The sequence below is a fragment of the Micromonospora cabrerizensis genome (genome assembly GCF_022230955.1).
GTDB lineage: Bacteria > Actinomycetota > Actinomycetes > Mycobacteriales > Micromonosporaceae > Micromonospora > Micromonospora cabrerizensis.
The window spans coordinates 178,738-199,507 of record NZ_JAKKFI010000049.1; the positions used below are offsets into that span (position 1 = coordinate 178,738).

Genomic DNA, 20,770 nt, shown 5'->3' on the forward strand with positions numbered 1-20,770 from the left:
TAGGGGCGAAAGTCTACTTCAGTCAGCCAGAATGATCGAGTGGAGATCCGGTCTGACGATGGCGCGCGGGTGCGGATACGCCCCGTCGGCTACCAGCCCGGCATCGACCCGCCCGACGACCCCGACGGGCCCACGCCCGGCTGGCACGACTGGCTGCTCATCGAGGTGGACGCCCGCACCGCCGACGGTCAGACCTGGTCACACCACTACCCGAGCCTCATGGTCGAGGAAGCCCGCGCACTCGGCGGTTGGCTGCACGGGCAGGCCACCGCCGCCCTCGGGCTGAGCGCGCCGCCGGCGCTGGTGAGCTTCACCGAACCCAACCTGGCCCTGCGCAGCCGGGTGCTGCGCCGCCGCCGGCTGGAACTGATCGTGGAGTTCTCCGCCGAGTCCCTGCCGCCGTGGATGCGCCGCCCGTCCACCGCGATCTACCCGCTGGTGCTCACCGTGTCCGCGGACGCCCTCGCCACCGCCGCCGAGCACTGGGGTGAGCACTGCGAGGCGTACCCGCCGAGGACCCAGTCGCGGTTTCCGGCCCGAGGGCCGTTGCCACACCGCCGACGAGCCGGCTGACGGCTCGCCGGGCGGAAGTGTCGGACCAGCGTGATACCTCTGCGGTACATCGATACCTCACAGTCATCACGGCCGGGCGGACCTCCGCCCGGAAGGGAGCCCGGATGTCCGGCTATGTCCAGCTCGGCGACGTCAACACGTACTACGAGCGGGACGGCGTGGGTGAACCACTCGTGCTGCTGCACCCGGGCTTCGCCGACTCCCGGGCCTTCGAGCAGAACGTGCCGGGGCTGGCGGACCACTTCACCGTCTACCGACCGGACCGCCGTGGGCACGGCCGCACCCCCGATGTCGACGGCCCGATCAGCTACGAGCTGATGGCCCAGGACACCATCGCCTTCCTGGAGCGGGTGGTCGGCGAGCCGGCACACCTGGTCGGGCACAGCGACGGCACGCCCGTCGCGCTGCTGGTGGCACTGCGCCGACCCGACCTGGTCCGCCGGCTGGTGCTCGCCGCCGGCGTGTTCCACCAGAGCGGCTGGATCGACGGCGCGATCGACCTGGACGAGGAAACCGTCGAGTTCTTCGTGCGGTACCACGGCGAGGTGTCCCCGGACGGGCCGCAGCACTTCCCGATCGTCAAGGACAAACTGGACCGTATGCACCGCGAGGAACCCACGTTGACCGTCGCCGACCTGGCCGCCTATCCCGGTCCGGCGCTGGTGATGGTCGCCGACGACGACGAGATCCACATCGAGCACACCCTGGCACTGCGCGAAGGACTGCCGCAGGCGCAGCTCGCCGTGGTGCCGGGCACCGGCCACGGCCTGCTCGCCGACAAGCCCGACCTGTGCAACCGGCTCATCATCGACTTCCTGACCGAGCCGGTGAAGGGGTAGGGAGCCGCCCGATCGTGGCCCGGGCTCCGCCGCCTGCAATTCTCTCCTTTCGGGCGCAACGGGATACATCGATCATCGTCGCGTTGCCTGTCACGTACGTGAGCGGTTGTACCGCGTGTGACCGTGACCTCTGTGGCCTGCGCCCCCTGGCGGATCGCCTGGGCCGAGCGCGAGAACGAGCGCCGGCAGCGCGCGTACCGCGACGCCACCGACGCCTGGCTGCGCCGCGACGACCACCTGGCCCGGCTCCGCATCGAAGCCGCCAGCTTCCTCGGGTGTACGCAGCCCCGCACCGGCCTCCCCGTGGAGCTCGCCGACGACGAACTCGTCTTCCGCGTGCTTCCCGTCGCCGAGTTGGTCGAGGCCGAGGCCCGGCACCTCCCCGGCCTACCCAGGCCGGGCTGGTGTGACTTCACCGAGACTGCCGATCTGTTGTTGCCGGCGGGCCTGCGGGTGGTCGACACCGGCATGGCCGTCGTGACCAGCCACCGGGTGGCCTTCGCCGGCCGGGAGCACCGACGCGAGTGGCGGTACGCCGACCTGGTCGGCCCCGCGCACCACCCCGACGTGCCGGTCACCCTGCTGCCCGACCACTGTCGACTGGCCGGGCTGCTGGTCCCGGCCAACACCGTGGTGAACTTCCGCTTCTACCTCACCCTCGCGGTCGCCGACGATCGTGCCACCGTCACCGCGCAGGTCGACGCGCTGCTGGCCGCCCACCGGGCCGCCCGGCCCGTGGCTTCTGTCTTGGTGTCGCCTGACGACGCGCCGCTGACGGCGGTGCGCCCTGATCGCCGGGCGCTCGGTGCTGCCGCCGTCGCGGCGGTGGTGTTCGCGACGATGGGTCCCGGCGCTCTGGGGCCTGACGCGTTGGGCCCTGGCGCTGCGGGGCCTGGTGCTGCGGGGCCTCGCGTTCTCCGGTCGGAGCAGGTTTCTCCGGTGCAGCGGGCGGAGATCGTCGCCCTGGAGGCTGCCCTCATCTCGGTGCGTCCCGTCGGGCCGGTGGCGCCCAAGGCCAGGTCCGGGTCGGTCAGCGGGACCGCGCAGAGTCGGCCTGTCGCTCCGCCGGTCCGGCCGGTGGCTGTCTCCTCAGTCGTGGGACCGGCAATAGCGCTGGCCGCACCGCCGGTCGTCGTCACGCCGTCCGTTGCTCCGGCGCCGTCCGCCAGTGTGGTGCCGACACCTGGCCCGGTGCCCACCACGGGTCCACCCGCGCCGGCCCTGCCGACGCCGCCCGCTGGGTCGGCCTCGCCGACTCCTAGTGGGACGCCGTCACCTGGGCTGCTGACGGTCTGCCTGGATCCTCTCCAGCTGCCGTTGCTGAACCCGGTGCTCTGCCCGTCTCCGGCACCCTGATCGGCGGTTCGTGCGGGCGTTCTTCCATTTGGGTAGTCAGTCCATGGCGCTGAAGTCGGGGACGGTCAGGGTGCCGTCCGCGGCGAGGGTGAAGCCGGGGTTCCAGGCGATCTCCCAGAGGTGCCCGTCCGGGTCGGCGAAGTAGCCGGCGTAGCCGCCGTAGAAGGTCTCCCTCGCCGGCATGGTCACCGTGCCCCCGGCCTTCGTCGCCGTGGTCATCAGCTCGTCGACCTCTTCCCGCGAACGGACGTTCTGCGCCAAAGTCACCCCGCCGAAGCCGTCCGTGCGCCGATCGCTGATGCCGGCATCGGCGGCCAGCTTGTCGCGGCCCCAGAGGACGAGGGCCAGGCCGCCGGCCTGGAGGAAGACCGTCTCCTCGACCTCCTGACCGTGCCAGCCGAGCTGCTCGTAGAACGCCTTCGCGCGGGCTACGTCCGAGACGCCGAGAGTGACGAGGCTGATGCGCTGCTCCATGGTCCTCAACCTAACGCGTGATCACTCGGGGGCGTGGCAGACAGCCTCGACGTTGTTGCCATCCGGGTCGCGGACAAACGCGGCGAAGTACGTCGGGTGGTACTCCGGCCACACCCGGGGTGCATGCAGGACCTCCGCGCCGGCCTTGACGGCGGCGTCGTGGAACGCCTGGACGGTGGCGCGGTCGTCGGCGGTGAAGGCGACGTGTAGCTCCCGGGCCTCGCCGAAGGTGTCGGTAGGGCCGAGCCAAAACTCGGGGCGTTCCGTGCCGTAGGCGACGACGTTCGGGAACTCCATCAGGCGGCGACCGCCGAGTGGGGCGAGCACGGTGTCGTAGAAGGCGGCGCTGGCTGGCACGTCGCGGACCTGCACGGACAGATGATCCATCATCGCGGGTTCCTCCAGTCACGGGTTCAGGGCGGACGTCACGCTAACGGCGGGGTGTGACACGCCGCCTGCAATCGCTCGCCACCAGGGCGGCCTAACCCCTGCCGGCTGACCAGGGCATAGCATCAACGCTATAAGCGGAGGTGAGCGATGAATGATCGCCTGGACTGGAATGACCTGCGTGACCGTCGTATGGCTGAACCAGGGGCGGCTGAGACCTACGAGGCCACCCGGATCGCCTTCGAGCTTGGTCAGGAGGTGCGCCACCTGCGAGAGGGGCACGGCTGGAGTCAGAGCCAGTTGGCGCGAGCCGCCGGCATGACTCAGTCCGCGGTGGCTCGCTTCGAAGCGGGCGGCACAGTGCCGACCTTACCGGTCCTGGAACGCCTAGCCCGAGCCCTAGACCGGCGGCTCGACGTCAGGTTCACACCCAACGCGGACGCTGCCTGATATCAAGGACAGGGTGGAATCAGGCTGGGCCGGATAAGGCTTAGGCGGCGATCGCCCGGGCGGTGGCGTACACGTCGGCGGGTAGGGCGCGGTGGAGTTGCCACAGGACGCGCATGGGTCGGTCGCCGGTGTGCGACTCGTACGTCATGGTGCCGGCGTACAGGTACGGCGGTGCGCCCAGGTCGCGGTCGGCGATCCGGGTCTCCCGAACGAAGAGGTGCACCGTCGAGCCGCCCGACGTGTAGCGCTGCCCGGTTGCCGACGCCGACGAGGTGGTGCTCTGCGACTCCCACTGGAACAGCGTGTCGGTGATGGCCCGGTCGGCGTACATGGTGGTCGGGGAGTAGTGCGATTCCGACTTGACCAAGGTGACGAAGAACAGGTCGGCCTGGGCGTCGGGCAACCACTTCACCCCCTCGCGCAGCGAGCCTGGGTTGGTCATCCCGAAGGCGGCGCACGCCTCGTTGCGGCTGTAGCGGGCGTGCACCCGCAACGGCACCTCACCCAGGGCGGCAGTGGGCGTGACCCGGCGGATGCGGTCCCGCAACACCTCGGCGATCTGGCGCAACTCAGCGCAGCGGGCCGGGTCCTTCCAGAGGCGGGCCAGCCGCTCGTCACGCGTCGCCAGTGGTGCGGTTGGCCCCCAGAGGCTGAAGTGCAGCATGTCAAGTAGGCGGCCGTTGCCCGCGTACACCTGCTGACCTGGAGCGGGCGGTCCCGCCGCGACCCGGGTCAGCAGCTCCAGCCGGTCGACGTCGTCGGTGTGCAGCATACGACCGATGGCACGGCCCAGCTCCCGGTCGTCCGGGCCGGGCGCGGACGCCTCGATACCGGCGAGCCGCCGCAGCCCGGTCCAGCCGCCGATGCTGGCCGACCGGTACACGTCCTCGATTTCCAAGTCGGTCTCGCGGAGGAACGTCGCCAGGCTGACGTCACCGAGTTGCCGCAGCTCAGACACCAAGCCGGTCTTCGAGGTGGGCATCGCCGATCGCAGGTTGGCGAGCACTATTTCCTTCGCCACCCGGTCCAGCTCGACGTGGCAGCCGCTCGGCAGACTTGGGAAGTCGTCGCGGACAGCCTCGGTGATCGCCCGCCGGCTCACCCCGGTCAGGGCACGCCACCGCAGGTCGAAGCGGAAGTTGGCGTGCTGCCCGCCGATGAAGTCGAGCACGGTGAGGCAGGGTTTGTCGTCGTCCAGGCGCAGGCCACGGCCGAGCTGTTGCAGGAAGATCGTGGCGCTCTCGGTGGGCCGCAGCATCAGGATCGTGTCGACCATCGGCAGGTCGACGCCCTCGTTGAACAGGTCCACGGTGAAGAGCACCCGCAGCTTGCCGGCCTTGAAGTCCCGCAACAGCCCCGCCCGGTCGGTACCGGCTCGGGAGGTCACCGCCGCCGCCTCGACCCCGTGCTTCCTGAACCGAGCGGCCATGAACTCGGCGTGGTCGATGCTCACGCAGAACCCGAGCGCGCGCATCCGCACGACGTCCACCTTCTCGCCGACCGCCCTCAGCACCGTGCGGGCCCGAGCATCGCTGGCGGTGTAGATGGTGCTCAGTTGCGTCAGGTCGTAACCCTGGCCACGCTTCCAGGTGACGTGCGATAGATCCTCGTTGTCGTGCAGCCCGAAATACTGGAACGGAGCCAACAACTGCCGCTCCAACGCGTCCCACAGGTGCAGCTCGACAGCCGCACGCCCGTCGAACCACCGGCGCACGTCGCCGCCGTCAGCCCGGTCGGGGGTCGCGGTCAGGCCCAGGAGTACGCGGGGACGCAGCCGCTCCAGCAGCCGCGTGTACGTCGGCGCCTCGGCGTGGTGGAACTCGTCCACGATCACCATGTCGTACGCCTCGGGGTCGACCTCCCGCCGGTGCAGCGACTGGATGGAGGCGAAGACGTGCTTCCAGCCGTTCGGCTTCTCGCCCGCGACAAGAGTCTCGCCGAAGCTGCCGTCCCCCATGACCTGCCGGAACGTGGACAGGCTCTGCCGCAGGATCTGCTCCTGATGAGCGACGAAGAGCAGCGAGTCTGCTCGTCCCGCCTTGTTCAGCCGACGGTAGTCGAGGGCGGCGACCACCGTCTTGCCGGTGCCCGTCGCCATCACCACGAGGTTGCGCCAGCGCCCGTGCACCAGCCGCTCGGCGTCCAGGTCGGCAAGGATCTCCGCCTGATACGGGTACGGGCGCACGTCAAGGTTGGAGATCTCGGTCGGTGCCTCGTCGCGGCGCTCCCCGCTCAACGCGTGCCGTAGGCGACCGGCATCCCTGGTCGCGTCGTACGTCTCGAACGCCGGATCGTTCCAGTAGTCCTCGAACGTCGCCGTGAACGTGTCGATGACGTGCGGCTGCTCCATGTTCGAGATGCGAACGTTCCACTCCACGCCGTCGACCAGCGCGGTCTTCGACAGGTTGGACGAGCCGACGTACGCGGTGGTGGTGCCGTTGTTGCGGCGGAACAGCCACGCCTTCGCGTGCAGGCGGGTGGTCCTCGTCTCGTACGACACCTTGATCTCGGCGCCCAGCTCGGCGAGTCGGTCGAGGGCTCTTTGGTCCGTGGCACCGAGGTAGGTGGTGGTGATGACGCGGACTCGGCCGCCTCGGGCAATCAGCTCGCCGATGGCTGTCTCAACGATGCGGAGGCCGTACCACTTGATGAACGCGCAGAGCAGGTCGACGCTCTCGGCCGACGCCATCTCGTGGTTGACCTCGTGACCGATGCGGGGCTGGTGGCGACCGTTGACCAGGAGCGCGCCGGTGGAGAGCGGAGTGGTGGGGCGCCGGGGAAAGGCGGGCTCCGCGGGTGGGGTTGGTGGGGCGGCGATGGCGTGGAGCAGGTGCTTGGCGTCGGTTACCTGGTCCTGCTGGGTCGCTGCCTTGGGGCTCAGGAGGGCGATGGCGTCAGCGATCTGGTTCGCCATTTTGACCTGGTGATGGAGCTTGTCGTCACCGTTCGGGACAGACTGGAGGGCTCTTGCGGCCAGGGTGGCGATGTGCCGGGCGAGGGTTGTGTGCGCGTCGGCGGGGTCGAGCTTGTGGGGTTGGACCAGGGCGGGATCGACGTGCTGGAGGCGATCGGCCAGCTCACGGGTGATCAGATGCTCGTAAAGCCCCCGCTCAAGATCCGTCATCTTGGCACGGTAGCGGGCCTGGTTGCGACGGCGCCGCCCCGACATGCAGTCCTTTCGGCTTGACGATATGGGCAGAGCGTACGAAGACATCGAAGGTTGGCGCCGCTTCCCAGTTGGGCCGTAGTTGCGTGACGCGGCTCCAGCCCCAGGAGCGATACGCCGTCTGGGCGGCGACGTTGTCGGTGCGAACCAGCAGCGTGACTCGGGGCTCAGTGCGGGCTCCAATCAAGTCGTCATGCAGCGCCGCAGCGATGCCCTGACGTCGCCAGTTGGAATGCACTAGCAGTTCGCTGAGCGCGAAGGTCCGCGTTCCGTCCTCATCGGTGAACCCGGGCGGCACGGGCTGGTGGATCCCGTCCCACCACCGCGTCTGTGGGGGAAGCGGGAATCCGTAGATGTAGCCGATCAACACCCCGTCGAACGTTGCCGTCACCAGCTCCCACCCAACCCGTTGCATGTGCATCGAGAGCTGACGCCGGAAGCGGTCCTCGCTGTAGAACTCGCCGCCTCCCGCGTGGACCTCGAGGTAGAGGTTCACAAGCTCATCGAGGATTCCCGCGGCCTCGTCGGCGTTGCGATGGCGGAGTTGCAAGCCCTCAATCACACGCTCACCGCTCGGTCGTAGGCGTCAACGAACTGGTGCGCTGTCGTGGTCGCTTGCCGTGATGCCGCCAGGTTCGAGCGCACACGTGCAAGGTGCCGGCTGACCCGCCCTGAGTTGATTCGGGTTATCGCGGGCAGTGCGTCCAGCGCGATGCGCGCTGCCCCGTTGATGTCACCCTGCTGATACGCCGCTTCTGAGAGGTGCACGGTGTAGTAGATCTGGTTACGCCGATGCTCCGGCGACGGATTGGCAATGATCGCGCGGAACGACTGTGCGGCGCGGCCGGGCCTGTCCATTGCAAGGTAGGAAAGCCCTTCGATGCCGTTCAGCTCTTGCGAGGTAACGAAGTGGACAAATCCCGGATCATCCTCGTGTGGTCCGCGCTCCAACTCACGGCGAGCCTTGGTCATCTCCCGGCTGAAGCCACTCGCATCCCTGAGCACGGCGTGGGCGTGCGCCCTCCGTAGGTGCAGCAGGGTGGTGAGCCGAGGCGTCGCCCAGCCGGCAGACACCCGTAGCGCGGCTTCGGCGCAGTGCAGCGACTCGCCGGGCTGACTGTCGCGAAGCAGCATAGAAAGCTGGGTCAGGGCCCGTACTTCCACGCGAGGGTCATCTGCGATGCGAGCCCGAGTAATGGCCTCGTTCAGATAGGGCCTGGCCTCCGGCCTGCGGTCGGCATCGATAGCGAGCCATGCGGCCTGGATGCCGAGGTCAGCTAGGGCGCTTTGAAGAGCGTCGCCCACGTCTCTGCTGTAGCTTGCCCTCGCCGCCCAAGTCGACAGCCGGGTGTGTACCTGAATGGCGACGTCGCAAAGCTGGTCAGCCCCGACTGCCGCATCGGCTCGCCGGAGGTCTTCGACCAGCGAGCTAGCCATTCGTACTTGCTCCATGCCGATATTTCCCGGGTCAGCATTTCTCCCGAGGAGGTAGGAGTGACCGGCTGCGGCGAGTCCCGCTAGCGCGGCCATTGCGTTGAAGCGTCGCCGGTCCGTAGCGCCACCCCCTCGGGTTGATGCCCCATCCACGGGAACCGCCATCGCAGGTAGTTCGCCCTGCTCAGCGATCCGATCGTGGGCATGAAGATCATCTGCGGCACGGTCGTCGGCTGGGTAAGGCAGGCCCGGGAGACCGAACCAGAGGCAAGAAGCCGGCACCCGCAGAAGCTGCGCCCAGTGCGCAAGCCTGTCCAGGTGCACCAGCGGAGGCCCGTTCTCCACGCGACTCAACTGCGCCTGCGTGATCCCCAACCACCCCGCCACCACGGTCTGCGGCAACGCGACCCGCCCGTGGTACGGATGGCAGCGATACGCCCGGATCACCCGCCCGAGATGTCGTTCCGCCAGGGCCCGCCGTACCGGCTCGTGCTCCCAGAAGCTCGCCGGCACCATCGGCGGGGCGCTCAACCGGTCCCGCTCGGCGGCTTGGCACGGCGTGCACCGTCCGCTGTCGTTGTCCCGGGCCAGCCGTCCGCCGCACCGAGGGCAGGTCGCGTGGGTCACCGGCGGCTCCGTCCGTCTCGCCTCATCGAGCGTATCCATTGAACACGCTGCGTGGACCGCTGGTATACGCACGACGCATATCTCAAGGACTGCCGAACAGGGGAGCAGGTATTCAGGCTGGACGCAGCAACCGCAGCGCCTCGACCACCATGGCCCAGCGATCCGTTCCGTCCGTCGTGTCCAGCACCTTCCCCTTGGCGACGACCACGCCGGCACCGCGCAGCACCGCCAGGTGACCGCCGTACGCCGGGTGCGCGGCCAGCTCCTCCTTGACGTGCGGGAAGGCGAGGATCGGCAGTCCCGCACCCAGCGACTCGTTGAGGACGCCGAGCGCCAACGTGTCGTTGATGCCCAGCGCCCACTTCGTCACCGTGTTGAACGTGAGCGGGGCGGCCACCACCACGTCGGCCGGCGGGTGCGGCTCGGGGTCGCCGGGCATCCGCCACTCGACGCGTACGAGATAGCCGGTCTTGTCCTGCAACGCCTCCCGGTCGAACCACGGCGCGGCGGTTGGACTGACGATCATGCACACCTGCCACCCGTCAGCGAGCAGCAGATCGACCAGCTCGTCGATGTGTTCCGCCGGACCCGCGGCGCAGACGACCAGGTGCAGCACTGGGCGTTCCATCATGCCCGCAGTGTGCCCGACCAGGAGGGCCCGTGGTGGACCGCATACGGGTCGCACATGCCGCTGACGATCACCGTGACATGCCGTATCGCCTGGTCAAGCGCGAGAGTCGACGCATGGCCCGGGGCGGGTGCCCTGTCCCGGAGTTGCGCCGGCCCTCAACGGCGCAGCTCTTTCCCGCCCGCCCCGGTGCCAGCCCAGAAATCAACGACTTGGAGCTGGCATGCCTACGGAGAACGGCGACCACCTGGCTCGCGTGAGACTGGCCTCCGCCTGGGCGTCGGTCGACGTGCGGGCCGCCGGCGACTTCTGGCGCACCCTCGAAGACCGCCGACCCGGCCTGCTCCCACACCGTGACGCGCCGCTGTTCTTCACCGCGCTGGGCCGCCTCCTGGTCGGCGGCGACGGCCCGGCGAGTCGGGCGGCGCTGCTCCTGGTGCTCGGCCGCGCGTACCGTCATCTCGACCTGCTCCCGCACTCCACCACCATCGGCGACGCGCTGCTCGCCACCGTGGCCCGCCACACGCACCCACTGTGGACGCCGCAGCTCGCCCTGGCCGCGGAGCGCGCCCTGTGCCGCGCCACGCACGCCGTGCGCCGCGCCGCCGTGCAGGCCGGCGACGGTCGGGCCTGGTGGCACGTCCAGGTGATCGGCCACGACCGGCCGTCGCCCGACATCGCCATCCTGACGGTACGTCCCTGGCGGCGACTGCCCTTCCAGCCAGGTCAGGCCGTGCCGGTGTGCACGCCGCGCCTGCCGGGGCACTGGCGCTGGCTCTCACCGGCCAACGCCCCACGCGCCGACGGCACCGTCGAGCTGCACGTCCGCGCCGTACCCGCCGGCGCCGTCTCCCACCGCCTGGTCCATGAGGTACGCCCCGGCGAGCCGCTCTGGCTCGGCCCACCCGGCGACACCGGCCTGCGGCTCGACCCGGAGAGCACGAACGATCTGCTGCTCGTCGCCGGTGGCACCGGCCTGGCGCCGCTGCGCTCCCTGGTCGAGCAGGTCGCCGCCGCACCGGGCGGCCGGCGGGTGACGCTGGTTGTCGGCTCACGCACCTTCACCGACCTGTACGACTCGGTCAGCCTCGACAAGCTGCAATGCGCCCACGACTGGCTGACGATCGTGCCGGCGTTCTCCGACGACCCGTGCGCCGACCCGGCCGAGCAGGGTGACGCCCTGACCATCGCCCTCGACCACCACCGGCCCGGCCAGGAGGTCTACCTCTGCGGCCCGCCCGCGATGCTGGCCGGTGCGCGGTCACGGCTGCGTGCCCTCGGCGTCCCCGCCGCGCGCATCCACCTGCCCGCGGAGCGGCCGGTCGAGGGTTGACCAGCCCAATGGTGGTGGCGCTGATGCTCGGATCGCATATACCTGTGAGGCATAAATATGACTCACAGGTATACCGCTCGTCATGACATCGCCGGCCGGACGCCGCTCGAGCCGGTCGCGAGGCCAGGTCAGGTGTACGTGTCGCCGAACTCGCGTACCTCGTCCACGTCCAGGGTGATCCGCGCGTTCTCGGTCCACTGGCTGGTGGCGGCGAGCCAGCTCGGGTCGTCGCGCTCGTCGATGTCGCTCCAACTGTGCCGGTGGTGCCGTAGCTGGATTGGCCCGGTCGACTCACCCGGCTCAAGGGTGCCGTCGGTGAAGGTCAGCTCGACCCAGCCGGGGACCGGCGTTCCCGGGATCGGGTAGTTCGGTGGCGCCGGGGTCGTCAAGGCGGGCGGCGTCCCGCCGGGCGGCCCGCCCGGTGGCCCGCCCGGTGGGACGAAGAACTGCACGGTCTGGCGGATCCGGTGACAGCCCAGGGCAGCCCAGTCGCAGTTCGGCACCAGCGACGTGTTGCCGCCCTCGAAGCGCAGGTGGTAGCGCACCCGGACCGCGCTCAGGTCGAGCGGCCCGGTGCCGGTGTTGGTGACCTTCAGGATGTGCTGGATCTGGTTGTTCGTCGGCGACCAGTCGAGGTTGAGGTAGCTGACCGTCGCGCGACCGCTGGCCGTACGCACGGTGATGGCGGGCGAGCTGTCGGAGTAGCCGCCGAGTGCGCGGGCGGCAATCGCGATCCGGTACGTCGTGCCGGGCGCGAGGTCGGTCAGCGTGATCGTGGTGTCGAGCGTGGTGCCCAGCCAGCGGTACGTGTTGGGGCCCAGCGGTGCCTGCACCTCGTAGTTGATCGGCTGCTCGGCGGCCGGATCACCGATCCACGTGGACGGCGTCCAGCTGAGGGTGAGCTGGTGTGGGCCGTTCGCCACCACCGTCGGGGCGCCGGGGGTGCTGATGGCCGGGCCGTCGGCACGGGCGGCACTGACGGCGAGCAGGCTCGCCAGCGCGGCGACGGCGACGGCGGCGGTGACGCGGCGAGTAGGCATGGTCGAATGGTAACCGCAATACATCAGCGTCAATGCACTGTCTGGCAATCATTCAAATCCACTCAATACACCGCGTCCCGTTCCCGCCGCGCTCCCGCCGTACTCTATTGGTTTTGATCGTCTTTCTGGCGCCCAGTCGTGCTCGTCCAGACGATCAACGATGCGATCAGCAGGAGGAACGAACTGACCAGGAAGGCGTGGGTCACCCCTTCGGTGAAGCTCGCCTGCAACATCGCCCGCTCCACCGCGGCGAAGTCGCCAGGCAGCGCTGCGGTGATCGGGCCGATGACCTGCTCGTTGCGCTGCCCGGCGAAGTGCAGGGCCACGGTGCTGAGCACGGCGAGACCGACTGATCCGCCAAGTTGTTGGGCGGCGTTGAACAGGCCGGAGCCGACGCCGGTGTCCTCCGGCGCCACCCGGTGCAGCGAGGCCGGGGTAAGACCAGCCAGGACCATCCCCATACCCACCGCCATGGTGGCCAGGTATGGGAACACCTCAGCCCAGTAGCTGACGTCGCCACCGACCGTGGTGCCGCCGCTGGCGGCCAGCACGGCGGCGGCTGGGCTGTCGTCCACTGAGAGCTGCGCGAACATCAGCATCGAGAAGGCGGCGAGCAGGGTGCCGATGCCGGCGATGATCGCTGGCTGGACGCGCGCCATCATCTTGCCCGCCATGGTCGCCGCCGCCACGATTCCGAGCGAGAGCGGCAGGAAGGCAACTCCAGCCATCAGCGGCGGGTAGCCGAGGATCTGTTGGACGAAGAGGGTCAGGAAGTAGAACATGGCGAACATCGAGGCCATGGCCAGCGTCAACGCGAGGTAGCTGCCGGCCCGGACCCGGTTGCGGACGATCCGCAGCGGTAGCAGCGGATGGGCTACCCGCCGCTCGACCAGAACGAAGACGACGAGCAGAGCCGCGCCACCGACCAGGGCCGCGATCGTTGCGGGGTCGTCCCAGCCGTGTCCCTCACCGGGCCTGGTGAGCCCGTAGACGAGGCTGCCCAGACCCAGCGAGCCGGTGATGGCGCCGGGGACGTCGACGAGCCCGGGTCGGCGCGGCGACTCGCGCAACAGCTTCGGGGCGAGGACGGCGGCCATCAGCGCGATCGGGATATTGATCAGGAACGTCAGGCGCCAGCCGTCCAGCTCGATTCCGAAGAAGCTGTCCAGACTGGTCATCCAGCCACCGATGATCAGGCCGATCCCGGCGCCGGCACCGGACATCGCGGCGTAGATGCCAAAGGCACGGTTGCGCGCCGCGCCCTGCGGAAAGGTCGTGGTGATCAGGGCCAGGGCGGCAGGAGCGATGAGTGCGGCGCTGGTGCCCTGCAGGGCGCGGACGGCGAGCAGGACCGGCCCGCCGGTGGCGAGACCGCCGAGCACCGAGGCGACGGCGAAGCCGACCATGCCGATCATGAGCATTCGTCGGTAGCCGAACAGGTCACCTAGACGCCCACCGAGCAGGAGCAGGCCGCCGAAGGACAACGCGTAGCCGATGGTGAGCCAGGTGAGGCTGGCATCGGACATGGCCAGGTCCGCGCCGATGTAGGGCAGGGCGATGGTGACGATGGAGCCGTCGAGCACGATCAGAAGCTGGGTGGCCGAGATGAGGGCGAGCGCCCAACCAAGGTGCCGCGTCGCCGGCGCCCGCTGGGCACCGGCGACCTCAGGGGTGTGCAGGTCGGTCATGGTTGGTTCCTCGCGGCGCTCTGTCGGTTGTTGGTGCGGTGGCGCTCGACCGCCGCGCGGGTGTCCTCCGCGACGAGGTCGGCGTTGAGGTGCTGGCCGGCGGTCGCGCCAGCGGCCGCGGCCGCCCCGACCTGCGCGGTCAGGTCGGTCACGTTCCCGGCCAGCCACACCCCGGGCACCTGGCTGCGGCCGAACTGGTCGGCGGGCAGGTGGTGCCCCATGCCGCTGGGATGTTCCACGGCGTTCAGTCCGAGTTCGCTGAGGAATCCGGCGCGCGCCTCCATGCGGGTCGCGACCGCGATGACCTCGCGCGGCACCACGCGGCCGTCGGCCATCCGCAGCCCGGTCAGGTTCCCGTCGGCGGCCTCGGCGGCGGCCACTTCCCCGGTCACCACGTCGATGCCGAGGGCGGCGAACTGCTCTTCCTGCTCCTCGGTGAGCTCGCTGTGGTGGGTGAAGTAGACCAGGTCGGCGCTGAGTTGGCGGAACAGCAGGGCGTGGTGCACCGACGGCGCACCGGTCGCCAGGATGCCGATCGCCCGACCGCGTACCTCGTACCCGTGGCAGTACGGGCAGTGCACGACGTCGTGCCCCCACTGCTGCGCCAGCCCGGCCACATCGGGCAGCACGTCAACCAGGCCGGTCGCGATCAGCAACCGACGAGCCCGCAGCCGCGTTCCGTCGGTGAGGGTGACGGCGAACCATTCCTCGTCACGACGGGCATCACTCACACTTCCGGTGACGATCTCCCCGCCGTAGCGTTGGACCTCGTCCCGTCCGGCCGCCAGCAACTCGGCCGGTGGGGTGCCCTCCCTGGCCAGCAGACCGTGCACCCCGTCTGCGGGTGCGTTGCGCGGCTGCCCCGCGTCGATGACGACAACCGAGCGCAGGGAACGGGCGAGAATCAACGCTCCGCTCAGCCCGGCGGCGCCACCGCCGATGATCACCACATCAACCGCTCGCGCGGCCTGTTCTCCGAAGTTCCTCACTTCGATCACCTCCGGGCACGACAGTGCGTCGCCACCGAGGGATCGGCAATTTCCTTCCCGGTTATGGCAACATCGGGGGGTGTCCGAGTACATGGAAGAGGCCATCGCCGCCGCCGGCCCTCGACTTCAGGAGCTACGGCGTCGCCACCGCTTGACCCTCAACGACGTGGCTGAGAGGACCGGCATCTCGAAGAGCACGTTGTCACGGTTGGAGTCGGGCCAACGGCGGGCCAGCCTCGAACTCCTGCTCCCACTCGCGACGATCTACGAGGTCACGCTCGACGACCTCGTCAACGCCCCGACCACCGGTGACCCGCGGATCAACCTCCGTCCGGTCCGGCGCGACGGAGCGACCCTGCTCCCGCTCACGCGCCGCCCGGGCGGCATTCAGGCGTTCAAAATCGTGATCGAGGCGGGCCGATCGGACAAACCGGACCTCCGCACGCATGAGGGTTACGAGTGGCTGTACGTCCTCAACGGGCGCCTACGACTCAGGTTGGGCAGTCATGACCTTGTCCTGCGCCCAGGAGAGGCCGCCGAGTTCGACACCCGCACGCCGCACTGGTTCGGGACGATCGACGGCGAGGCCGCCGAGTTCCTCAGCCTGTTCGGCACGCAGGGTGAGCAGGTCCATTTCCGCGCGAGGCCGAAGACGCCACGATGACAAGGTCCGTTACGCGACGTAGTCGGTTTGCGGATAATGCCTGGTCAAGAGACTACCTACCGTCAACCCGTCATCAGGAACGGCCTTGGAGTCGGCGTCACCACATCCGCCGCCCGGGCCTCAGACGGGAGATACCTATGCGTACCCAGAAACCAGCCCGACGCCTCGGCGCCCGAGCGTCCGTACTCGTGCTCGGTCTTGTCGCGGCCGGAGCGGTGATCGCCCCGGCGAGCCCGGCGTCCGCCGCGGTCCCCGGCCTGGTGCGGGTCACCGCGACCAGCGTCAGCAGCTCGACCGACTTCCGCAGCGTCACGGCGACGTGCCCGGCCGGCAAGGTGCTCACCGGCACCGGCTACGAGCTGAACGGCGTCACCGGCGAGGGCATCGTCGACGACCTGCGCCCCAACGGTGGCCCGGCGACCGCGCCGACGGCCGTCACCGTGGGCGCGTACGAGGCGGAGGCGTTCGCCGGCAACTGGTCGGTGACGGCGTACGCGATCTGCGCCAACCCGCTGCCCGGCCTGGTGCGGGTCTCCACGGTCAGCGTCAGCGACTCGGCCGACTTCCACAGCACCACGGCCACCTGCCCGGCCGGCAAGGTGTTGACCGGCACGGGCTATGAGCTGAACGGCGTCACCGGCGAGGGTGTCGTTGACGACTTCCGCCCCAACGGCGGCGTCGCCACCGCACCGACCGCGGTCACCGTGGGCGCTTACGAGTCGGACGCGACGGCCCTGACCTGGTCCGCGACCGCGTACGCCATCTGCGCCAACCCGCTGCCCGGCCTGGTGCGGGCCTCCACGGTGGGTGCCAGCAACTCGCTCGACTTCCGCAGCGTCGTGGCGAACTGCCCGGCCGGGAAGGTGCTGACCGGTGCCGGCTACGAGCTGAACGGGGTGACCGGCGAGGGCATCGTGGACGACTTCCGGCCCAACGGTGGCCCCGCCACCGCCCCGACGTCCGCCGCCTCGGGCGCGTACGAGGAGGACGTCTTCGCCGGTAACTGGTCCGACACGGCGTACGCCATCTGCGCCACGGCGTAGCCGGCAGGTTGTCCGCCACCTGTCGAAAGGGGACGGCCGCCTCGAAGTAGGTGATGCCTGTGAGTCATCGTGATGACTCACAGGCATCACGCTCGTCAGAACAGGGCCGCCCGGCAACGCCGCGGACCGTGTCGTCCGCCCTCGTCCGGCCTCACGGATTCCAGTAGACGAGGACGCTGGCCTGGTCGAAGCGTCGCTCCCTCAGGTCGGCACGCTGGATCACCCAGTAGATGGTCGCGCCGCCCTGTCTGCCGCCGTGGAACTCGGCCAGCAGAACCCAGTCACCATGGTCGGGTGGCCCGTCCTTGCCGGAGTGGCCCGAGCGGTTGGCGCCCAACCAGGCGGGGTTGAAGCCGTTGCAGTCAGTGCCGTAGCCGCCCAGCAGCAGCGGCGTCGTGTGGCCTTCGTAGGAGAACGGGCCGTCCGGCACGTCGCCCAGGACCTCCTGCCACACCTCGGCCATCTTTTCGAACGGAGGATCGCCCGGCAGCGGCGGAGACCACGGCGGCCCTGGGATCGTCTTGACGTAGGGCAGGGAGATGTCGACCGTGAGGTGCAGATCGCCCTGCGGGATCTCCGCGTACACCTCGGCACACTCCTCGTCGTCCGGAGAGAAGCCCGGCGGATGCTGTTCTCGCTCCTCCACGACCACGCCCGCCGGCACGTACATCACCTGGCCGTAGCCGTCCTCCTCCGGCCAGCCGAACAGCAGCAGGTGGCCGTCGGCCGGTAGCGGAAGGTCTGTCACGTCTGCCGGAAGGGCAGCGCAGTCGATGGCGGCGATCAAGGGGAACTGGGGGTCCTCGGCGTCGGCCGGAAGCATCACCGGCCCCCGGATGGCGCCCACGATCGGCCCGTCACCCTGCTGTTTCAGGAGCGCAGACGGGCGGGCGAGCCCCAGCCAGTGCTCCACGTCGGCAGCGGGGATGCCGCGTCGCAGCGCCTCGGCGCGGACCTGATCGATGATTTTCACGTTTCGGGGAAGCACGCGAGCACCGTAGATCAACCGTGTGACGTCCTTCGACCCCTGCGGCGATGCGGGGTCGCGGTGTTGCTGCTCAGAAGGCAGGCGTCCCGGAGGAGGACGTCCTCGCCGGTAACTGGTCCGACGCGGCGTACGCCATCGGCGCCACGGTGTGGCCGATCAGCCGGTGTCGCCGCCCCGCGAACAGGGGGGCGGCGACATTCTTGACCGGTCAGATCACGACCCACCCTGGCGTTGAATCCGCCCGTCGCCGGACACCTTGGCTCGACCCAGGTCGCGCTCGGTGCCAGCGGAGCCGGTCGCGGTGCGGCGGTGCCGTTGGTCCGGCGAGTGTTCCACGGGCGAACCCTGGCGGCCCCGAGCGCCGCTGCCCGGATGCCGCCGACCTCGCGCCGACTCGCCACCGCTGTCGTGTTTGTTCTGCTTGTGGCTACCCATGCACTGCGCCTACCCGGTCGTCGGGCGGCTAGTCCTGAGCGCACTCCGGCGCGATACCGCGATATGGCGTCAGCGGCCCGCGAGCGGGCGCTCCCGTCCGTAGCGTCCGAGCGTCAGGTGCGAGGCCGAGGAGGCGACCATGCAGGTGACCGAGGGTGTGGCGGTGCCGGGCGAGCAGGCCCCGGTGGCCGTGCACGTCGACCGCTGGCGGGCGGGGCTGCCACCAGACGCATGGCCCGACACGCTGCCAGCGAGGGGGCAGCTCTGGCGGCGCGACGTCTTCGCGGTGGCCGAGGCGTACCGCGCGGGCGCCGCGAGCCCGCGGCAACTGCTGACCGCCGTGCTGGTCTGGGCCTACGGACCCATCGGGTACGGCCCGTGGCGCGCCACCAGGTCTCTCGACGCCGACCGTGACGGCAAACGCCTGGCGTACGCGCTGGAAGAGGTGTCCACGCCAGCGCCCGAGGAGGCCGCGCTGCGCACGGCGTACCGCCGCTTCGGCGACCCCGGCCAGGCTCGCCTGCCCTGGTTGGGGCCGGGCCTGTTCACGAAGGTCCTCTACTTCGTCGGCTACCGGCGTGGGGTGGGCGGCGTGCAGCCCCTGATCCTCGACCGTGTCGTGGCCGGCCTGCTCCCCGCCGAGGCGGGTGTCGGCCGGCGCAACGGCTGGTCGTCGGAGGAGTGGCTGGCCTATCTGCGGTGGGCGGCCGAGCAGGCCCGGGTGCGGGCAGTCGAGGCGGACGAGGTGGAGATGACGGTTGTCGGCGGCGGGTGAGGTGGCTGTCGCGGCACGGCTTATCGCGCCGCGCGGAGGCGGCTTATCGCGCCGCGCGGAGGCGGGCGTCGAGCGCGTCGAGGTCGGGGAGGAACCAGATGTGCCCACCCTGGTTCGACTCGTGCACCAGGGCGCGCAAGGCGGAACTCTCCGCGAGCTGCGCCGAGATGTCGCCGACGACGGCCAGTCGCATCCGGTAGTTGACGAACTTCTGCATCACGTCGCCGGCGAAGCGGGTGCCCAGCGAGAAGAAGCGTTCGTCGAGCCGGTTGGCCGGCACAGCGACCACCTGGGCACCGAGGAATGCCGCCCCGATCAGGTCCAGTGCGTCCTGCTCGGTGGCCAGGGGCGGGCCGGCGGGGTCGCAGACCAGCACCGGCACTCCGGCGCGTTCCTGGATCTCGTCAGGCATCGTGGACCTCCCGGTCGAGTAGGCCGTTGTCGGCGTTGAGCACGGCGTCGAGCAGGTGCAGCAACTCGGCGGTGGCGGCCGGGTCACCCAGAATGATGATCTTCATGCGGTGGCGTTGCTCGTCGTACACGGTCTGCACCCGCAGGGGGTTGGCCTGGTCGTGGCCGGTGTTGGCGCTGGTGAGCACGAGCGTGCCGAGCCGGTCGGCGGCGGCGCGGTCGACACCGTCGATCTGGACGATGCTCGACACCTCCGCCTGCCTGACGGCGCTGGGCGCGGCCGGGGCCTGACCGGTGAGCGCGTCAAGATCACTGGCGGCGATCCGGTACTGCTTGCCGATCCGCACCGCGCGCAGCCGGCCCGAGCGGATATAGCTGCGCACCGTCCGCACGTGCAGCCCAAGCCGGTCAGCCACCTGCTCAACTGAGTACATGTCTTCCGTCATCGTTCCCCATCATACGCAGATAGGGAAGTTTGAGGAGTGTTAGGGGTGACCCTTTGGTGACATCAGCTCCACATGCTGCCGCGAACACATCGCTCCCGTAGGCCAGGAGAGGCACAACTCGCTCGCGCTGTCGGACCGTTCCAGTACCGTCTGGAAACCATGGACGCGCGGCGCGGCGACGCCATCATCGGGCGGGATCATCCCGCGGGCCTGCTGCGCGCCGAGTTGGATCGCGCCAGCACCAGTCACGGCGGTCTCGTCCTGGTCACCGGCGAGCCGGGCATCGGCAAGACGACCCTCGTCACGTCGGCCGCCCGGGAGGCCCGGCAACGGGGCGCGCTGGTGCTCGGTGCCGCCTGCTGGGATTCCGACAGCGCCCCCGGCTACTGGCCGTGGGTGCAGGTGCTGCGCGGTCTGCGGCGCTCGGCCGACGACTGGGCGGTGGCCCGGCCGGACGCCGAGCCGGCCCTCGCGGCCCTGCTCGGCGAAACCGACACCAGCAAGCAACAGGCCGAACGGATCACCAGTTGGGCCGGTGTCGACACGGACAGCGCCGACCAGGAGGCGTTCGCGCTGTACGACGCGGTGACCGCCGCGCTGGTCGCGGTCTCCCAGCAGCGGCCGGTGGTGGTCGTCCTCGACGACCTGCACTGGGCCGACCCGGCCTCCCTACGGCTGCTGAGCTTCGCCGCCCAGCACACCTGGTTCGAGCGGTTGTTGCTGGTCGGCACCTACCGCGACGCCGAGGTCGAGTCGGGCGAGCACCCGTTGCGTCCCCTGCTGATGCCGCTGGTCGCGAAGGCCACCACGATCACCCTCACCGGCCTCGCCCGCGACGAGGTGGGCGCGCTGATGGCACGCACCGCCGGGCGGGAACCCGACGCGGACCTCGTCGACGAGGTGCACCGGCGCACCGGGGGCAACCCGTTCGTCCTCGACCCGACCCCACGGCTTTGGCCCGCCGACGACGCGGCCCGCACGACCGCCCCCTGCGTACCGGAAGCCGTCCGCCCCCCCCTGGCCC

At 69.9% G+C, this 20,770-nt stretch carries 21 protein-coding genes; 9 read left to right on the plus strand and 12 right to left on the minus strand.

Annotation, left to right across the window (positions count from 1 at the left end):
• The first annotated feature begins 39 nt into the window (after positions 1-39).
• The 3 genes from LADH09A_RS08425 to LADH09A_RS08435 all read left to right on the plus strand — a co-directional run bounded on the left by LADH09A_RS08425 (position 40) and on the right by LADH09A_RS08435 (position 2,768).
• On the plus strand, positions 40-573 hold the full coding sequence (locus LADH09A_RS08425) for a WapI family immunity protein (protein ID WP_238644303.1): 534 nt from the start codon (positions 40-42) through the stop codon (positions 571-573).
• Positions 574-677: 104 nt separating this feature from the next.
• On the plus strand, positions 678-1,412 hold the full coding sequence (locus LADH09A_RS08430; protein ID WP_238644304.1) for an alpha/beta fold hydrolase: 735 nt from the start codon (positions 678-680) through the stop codon (positions 1,410-1,412).
• 123 nt (positions 1,413-1,535) lie between these two features.
• On the plus strand, positions 1,536-2,768 hold the full coding sequence (locus LADH09A_RS08435) for a hypothetical protein (RefSeq protein ID WP_238644305.1): 1,233 nt from the start codon (positions 1,536-1,538) through the stop codon (positions 2,766-2,768).
• A gap of 36 nt (positions 2,769-2,804) precedes the next feature.
• Here the strand turns inward: LADH09A_RS08435 and LADH09A_RS08440 are convergent, their stop codons facing one another.
• Complete coding sequence (locus LADH09A_RS08440) at positions 2,805-3,242, minus strand: VOC family protein (protein ID WP_238644306.1); 438 nt, start codon at positions 3,240-3,242, stop codon at positions 2,805-2,807.
• Positions 3,243-3,263: 21 nt separating this feature from the next.
• Positions 3,264-3,632 (minus strand): VOC family protein, encoded by a 369-nt coding sequence (locus tag LADH09A_RS08445; RefSeq protein ID WP_238644307.1) that lies wholly within the window; start codon positions 3,630-3,632, stop codon positions 3,264-3,266.
• A 189-nt stretch (positions 3,633-3,821) separates the two neighbouring features.
• Between LADH09A_RS08445 and LADH09A_RS08450 the strand changes: the two genes are divergently transcribed.
• Positions 3,822-4,079, plus strand: a complete 258-nt coding sequence (locus LADH09A_RS08450; protein WP_238644330.1) for a helix-turn-helix domain-containing protein — start codon at positions 3,822-3,824, stop codon at positions 4,077-4,079.
• Positions 4,080-4,119: 40 nt separating this feature from the next.
• Here LADH09A_RS08450 and LADH09A_RS08455 read toward each other — a convergent pair whose 3' ends face one another.
• The 4 genes from LADH09A_RS08455 to LADH09A_RS08470 form a co-directional block, all read right to left on the minus strand.
• On the minus strand, positions 4,120-7,203 hold the full coding sequence (locus tag LADH09A_RS08455; protein ID WP_238644308.1) for a DUF3427 domain-containing protein: 3,084 nt from the start codon (positions 7,201-7,203) through the stop codon (positions 4,120-4,122).
• On the minus strand, positions 7,190-7,807 hold the full coding sequence (locus LADH09A_RS08460) for a GNAT family N-acetyltransferase (RefSeq protein WP_238644309.1): 618 nt from the start codon (positions 7,805-7,807) through the stop codon (positions 7,190-7,192). Before LADH09A_RS08460 ends, LADH09A_RS08455 begins: the two co-directional genes overlap by 14 nt.
• Positions 7,804-9,345 (minus strand): helix-turn-helix domain-containing protein, encoded by a 1,542-nt coding sequence (locus LADH09A_RS32215; protein ID WP_504854032.1) that lies wholly within the window; start codon positions 9,343-9,345, stop codon positions 7,804-7,806. Before LADH09A_RS32215 ends, LADH09A_RS08460 begins: the two co-directional genes overlap by 4 nt.
• 73 nt (positions 9,346-9,418) lie before the next feature.
• Positions 9,419-9,937: a flavoprotein gene (locus tag LADH09A_RS08470; protein WP_238644311.1), complete on the minus strand. Its 519-nt coding sequence runs from the start codon at positions 9,935-9,937 to the stop codon at positions 9,419-9,421.
• A gap of 220 nt (positions 9,938-10,157) precedes the next feature.
• On the opposite strand from LADH09A_RS08470, the gene LADH09A_RS08475 reads away from it, so the two are divergent.
• Complete coding sequence (locus LADH09A_RS08475) at positions 10,158-11,267, plus strand: FAD-binding oxidoreductase (protein ID WP_238644312.1); 1,110 nt, start codon at positions 10,158-10,160, stop codon at positions 11,265-11,267.
• Between the two features lie 128 nt (positions 11,268-11,395).
• On the opposite strand, the gene LADH09A_RS08480 is transcribed toward LADH09A_RS08475, so the two are convergent.
• The 3 genes from LADH09A_RS08480 to LADH09A_RS08490 form a co-directional block, all read right to left on the minus strand.
• Positions 11,396-12,307 (minus strand): cellulose binding domain-containing protein, encoded by a 912-nt coding sequence (locus LADH09A_RS08480; RefSeq protein WP_238644313.1) that lies wholly within the window; start codon positions 12,305-12,307, stop codon positions 11,396-11,398.
• 104 nt (positions 12,308-12,411) lie between these two features.
• Positions 12,412-13,995, minus strand: coding sequence for an MFS transporter (locus LADH09A_RS08485; protein WP_238644314.1), 1,584 nt, complete (start codon positions 13,993-13,995; stop codon positions 12,412-12,414).
• Positions 13,992-14,984: an NAD(P)/FAD-dependent oxidoreductase gene (locus LADH09A_RS08490; RefSeq protein WP_238644315.1), complete on the minus strand. Its 993-nt coding sequence runs from the start codon at positions 14,982-14,984 to the stop codon at positions 13,992-13,994. The genes LADH09A_RS08485 and LADH09A_RS08490 overlap by 4 nt, the downstream gene beginning before the upstream one ends.
• Positions 14,985-15,075: 91 nt before the next feature.
• Between LADH09A_RS08490 and LADH09A_RS08495 the strand changes: the two genes are divergently transcribed.
• On the plus strand, positions 15,076-15,648 hold the full coding sequence (locus LADH09A_RS08495; protein WP_274529225.1) for a helix-turn-helix domain-containing protein: 573 nt from the start codon (positions 15,076-15,078) through the stop codon (positions 15,646-15,648).
• A 137-nt stretch (positions 15,649-15,785) separates the two neighbouring features.
• Positions 15,786-16,691, plus strand: a complete 906-nt coding sequence (locus LADH09A_RS08500) for a hypothetical protein (RefSeq protein ID WP_238644317.1) — start codon at positions 15,786-15,788, stop codon at positions 16,689-16,691.
• Between the two features lie 151 nt (positions 16,692-16,842).
• Here LADH09A_RS08500 and LADH09A_RS08505 read toward each other — a convergent pair whose 3' ends face one another.
• Complete coding sequence (locus LADH09A_RS08505; protein ID WP_238644318.1) at positions 16,843-17,679, minus strand: YwqG family protein; 837 nt, start codon at positions 17,677-17,679, stop codon at positions 16,843-16,845.
• 574 nt (positions 17,680-18,253) lie between these two features.
• Between LADH09A_RS08505 and LADH09A_RS08510 the strand changes: the two genes are divergently transcribed.
• Positions 18,254-18,889: an 8-oxoguanine DNA glycosylase OGG fold protein gene (locus LADH09A_RS08510; RefSeq protein WP_238644319.1), complete on the plus strand. Its 636-nt coding sequence runs from the start codon at positions 18,254-18,256 to the stop codon at positions 18,887-18,889.
• A gap of 43 nt (positions 18,890-18,932) precedes the next feature.
• Here LADH09A_RS08510 and LADH09A_RS08515 read toward each other — a convergent pair whose 3' ends face one another.
• Together LADH09A_RS08515 and LADH09A_RS08520 are read right to left on the minus strand one after the other, a co-directional pair.
• A complete protein-coding gene (locus tag LADH09A_RS08515; RefSeq protein WP_238644320.1) occupies positions 18,933-19,301 on the minus strand; it encodes a DUF4180 domain-containing protein in 369 nt (122 codons plus the stop codon).
• Entirely contained in the window at positions 19,294-19,746 is a 453-nt protein-coding gene (locus tag LADH09A_RS08520; RefSeq protein WP_238644321.1) for a helix-turn-helix domain-containing protein, read from the minus strand. The genes LADH09A_RS08515 and LADH09A_RS08520 overlap by 8 nt, the downstream gene beginning before the upstream one ends.
• 159 nt (positions 19,747-19,905) lie before the next feature.
• Between LADH09A_RS08520 and LADH09A_RS08525 the strand changes: the two genes are divergently transcribed.
• The coding region (locus LADH09A_RS08525) for an ATP-binding protein (protein WP_372492246.1) at positions 19,906-20,770 on the plus strand (865 nt) is incomplete at its 3' end.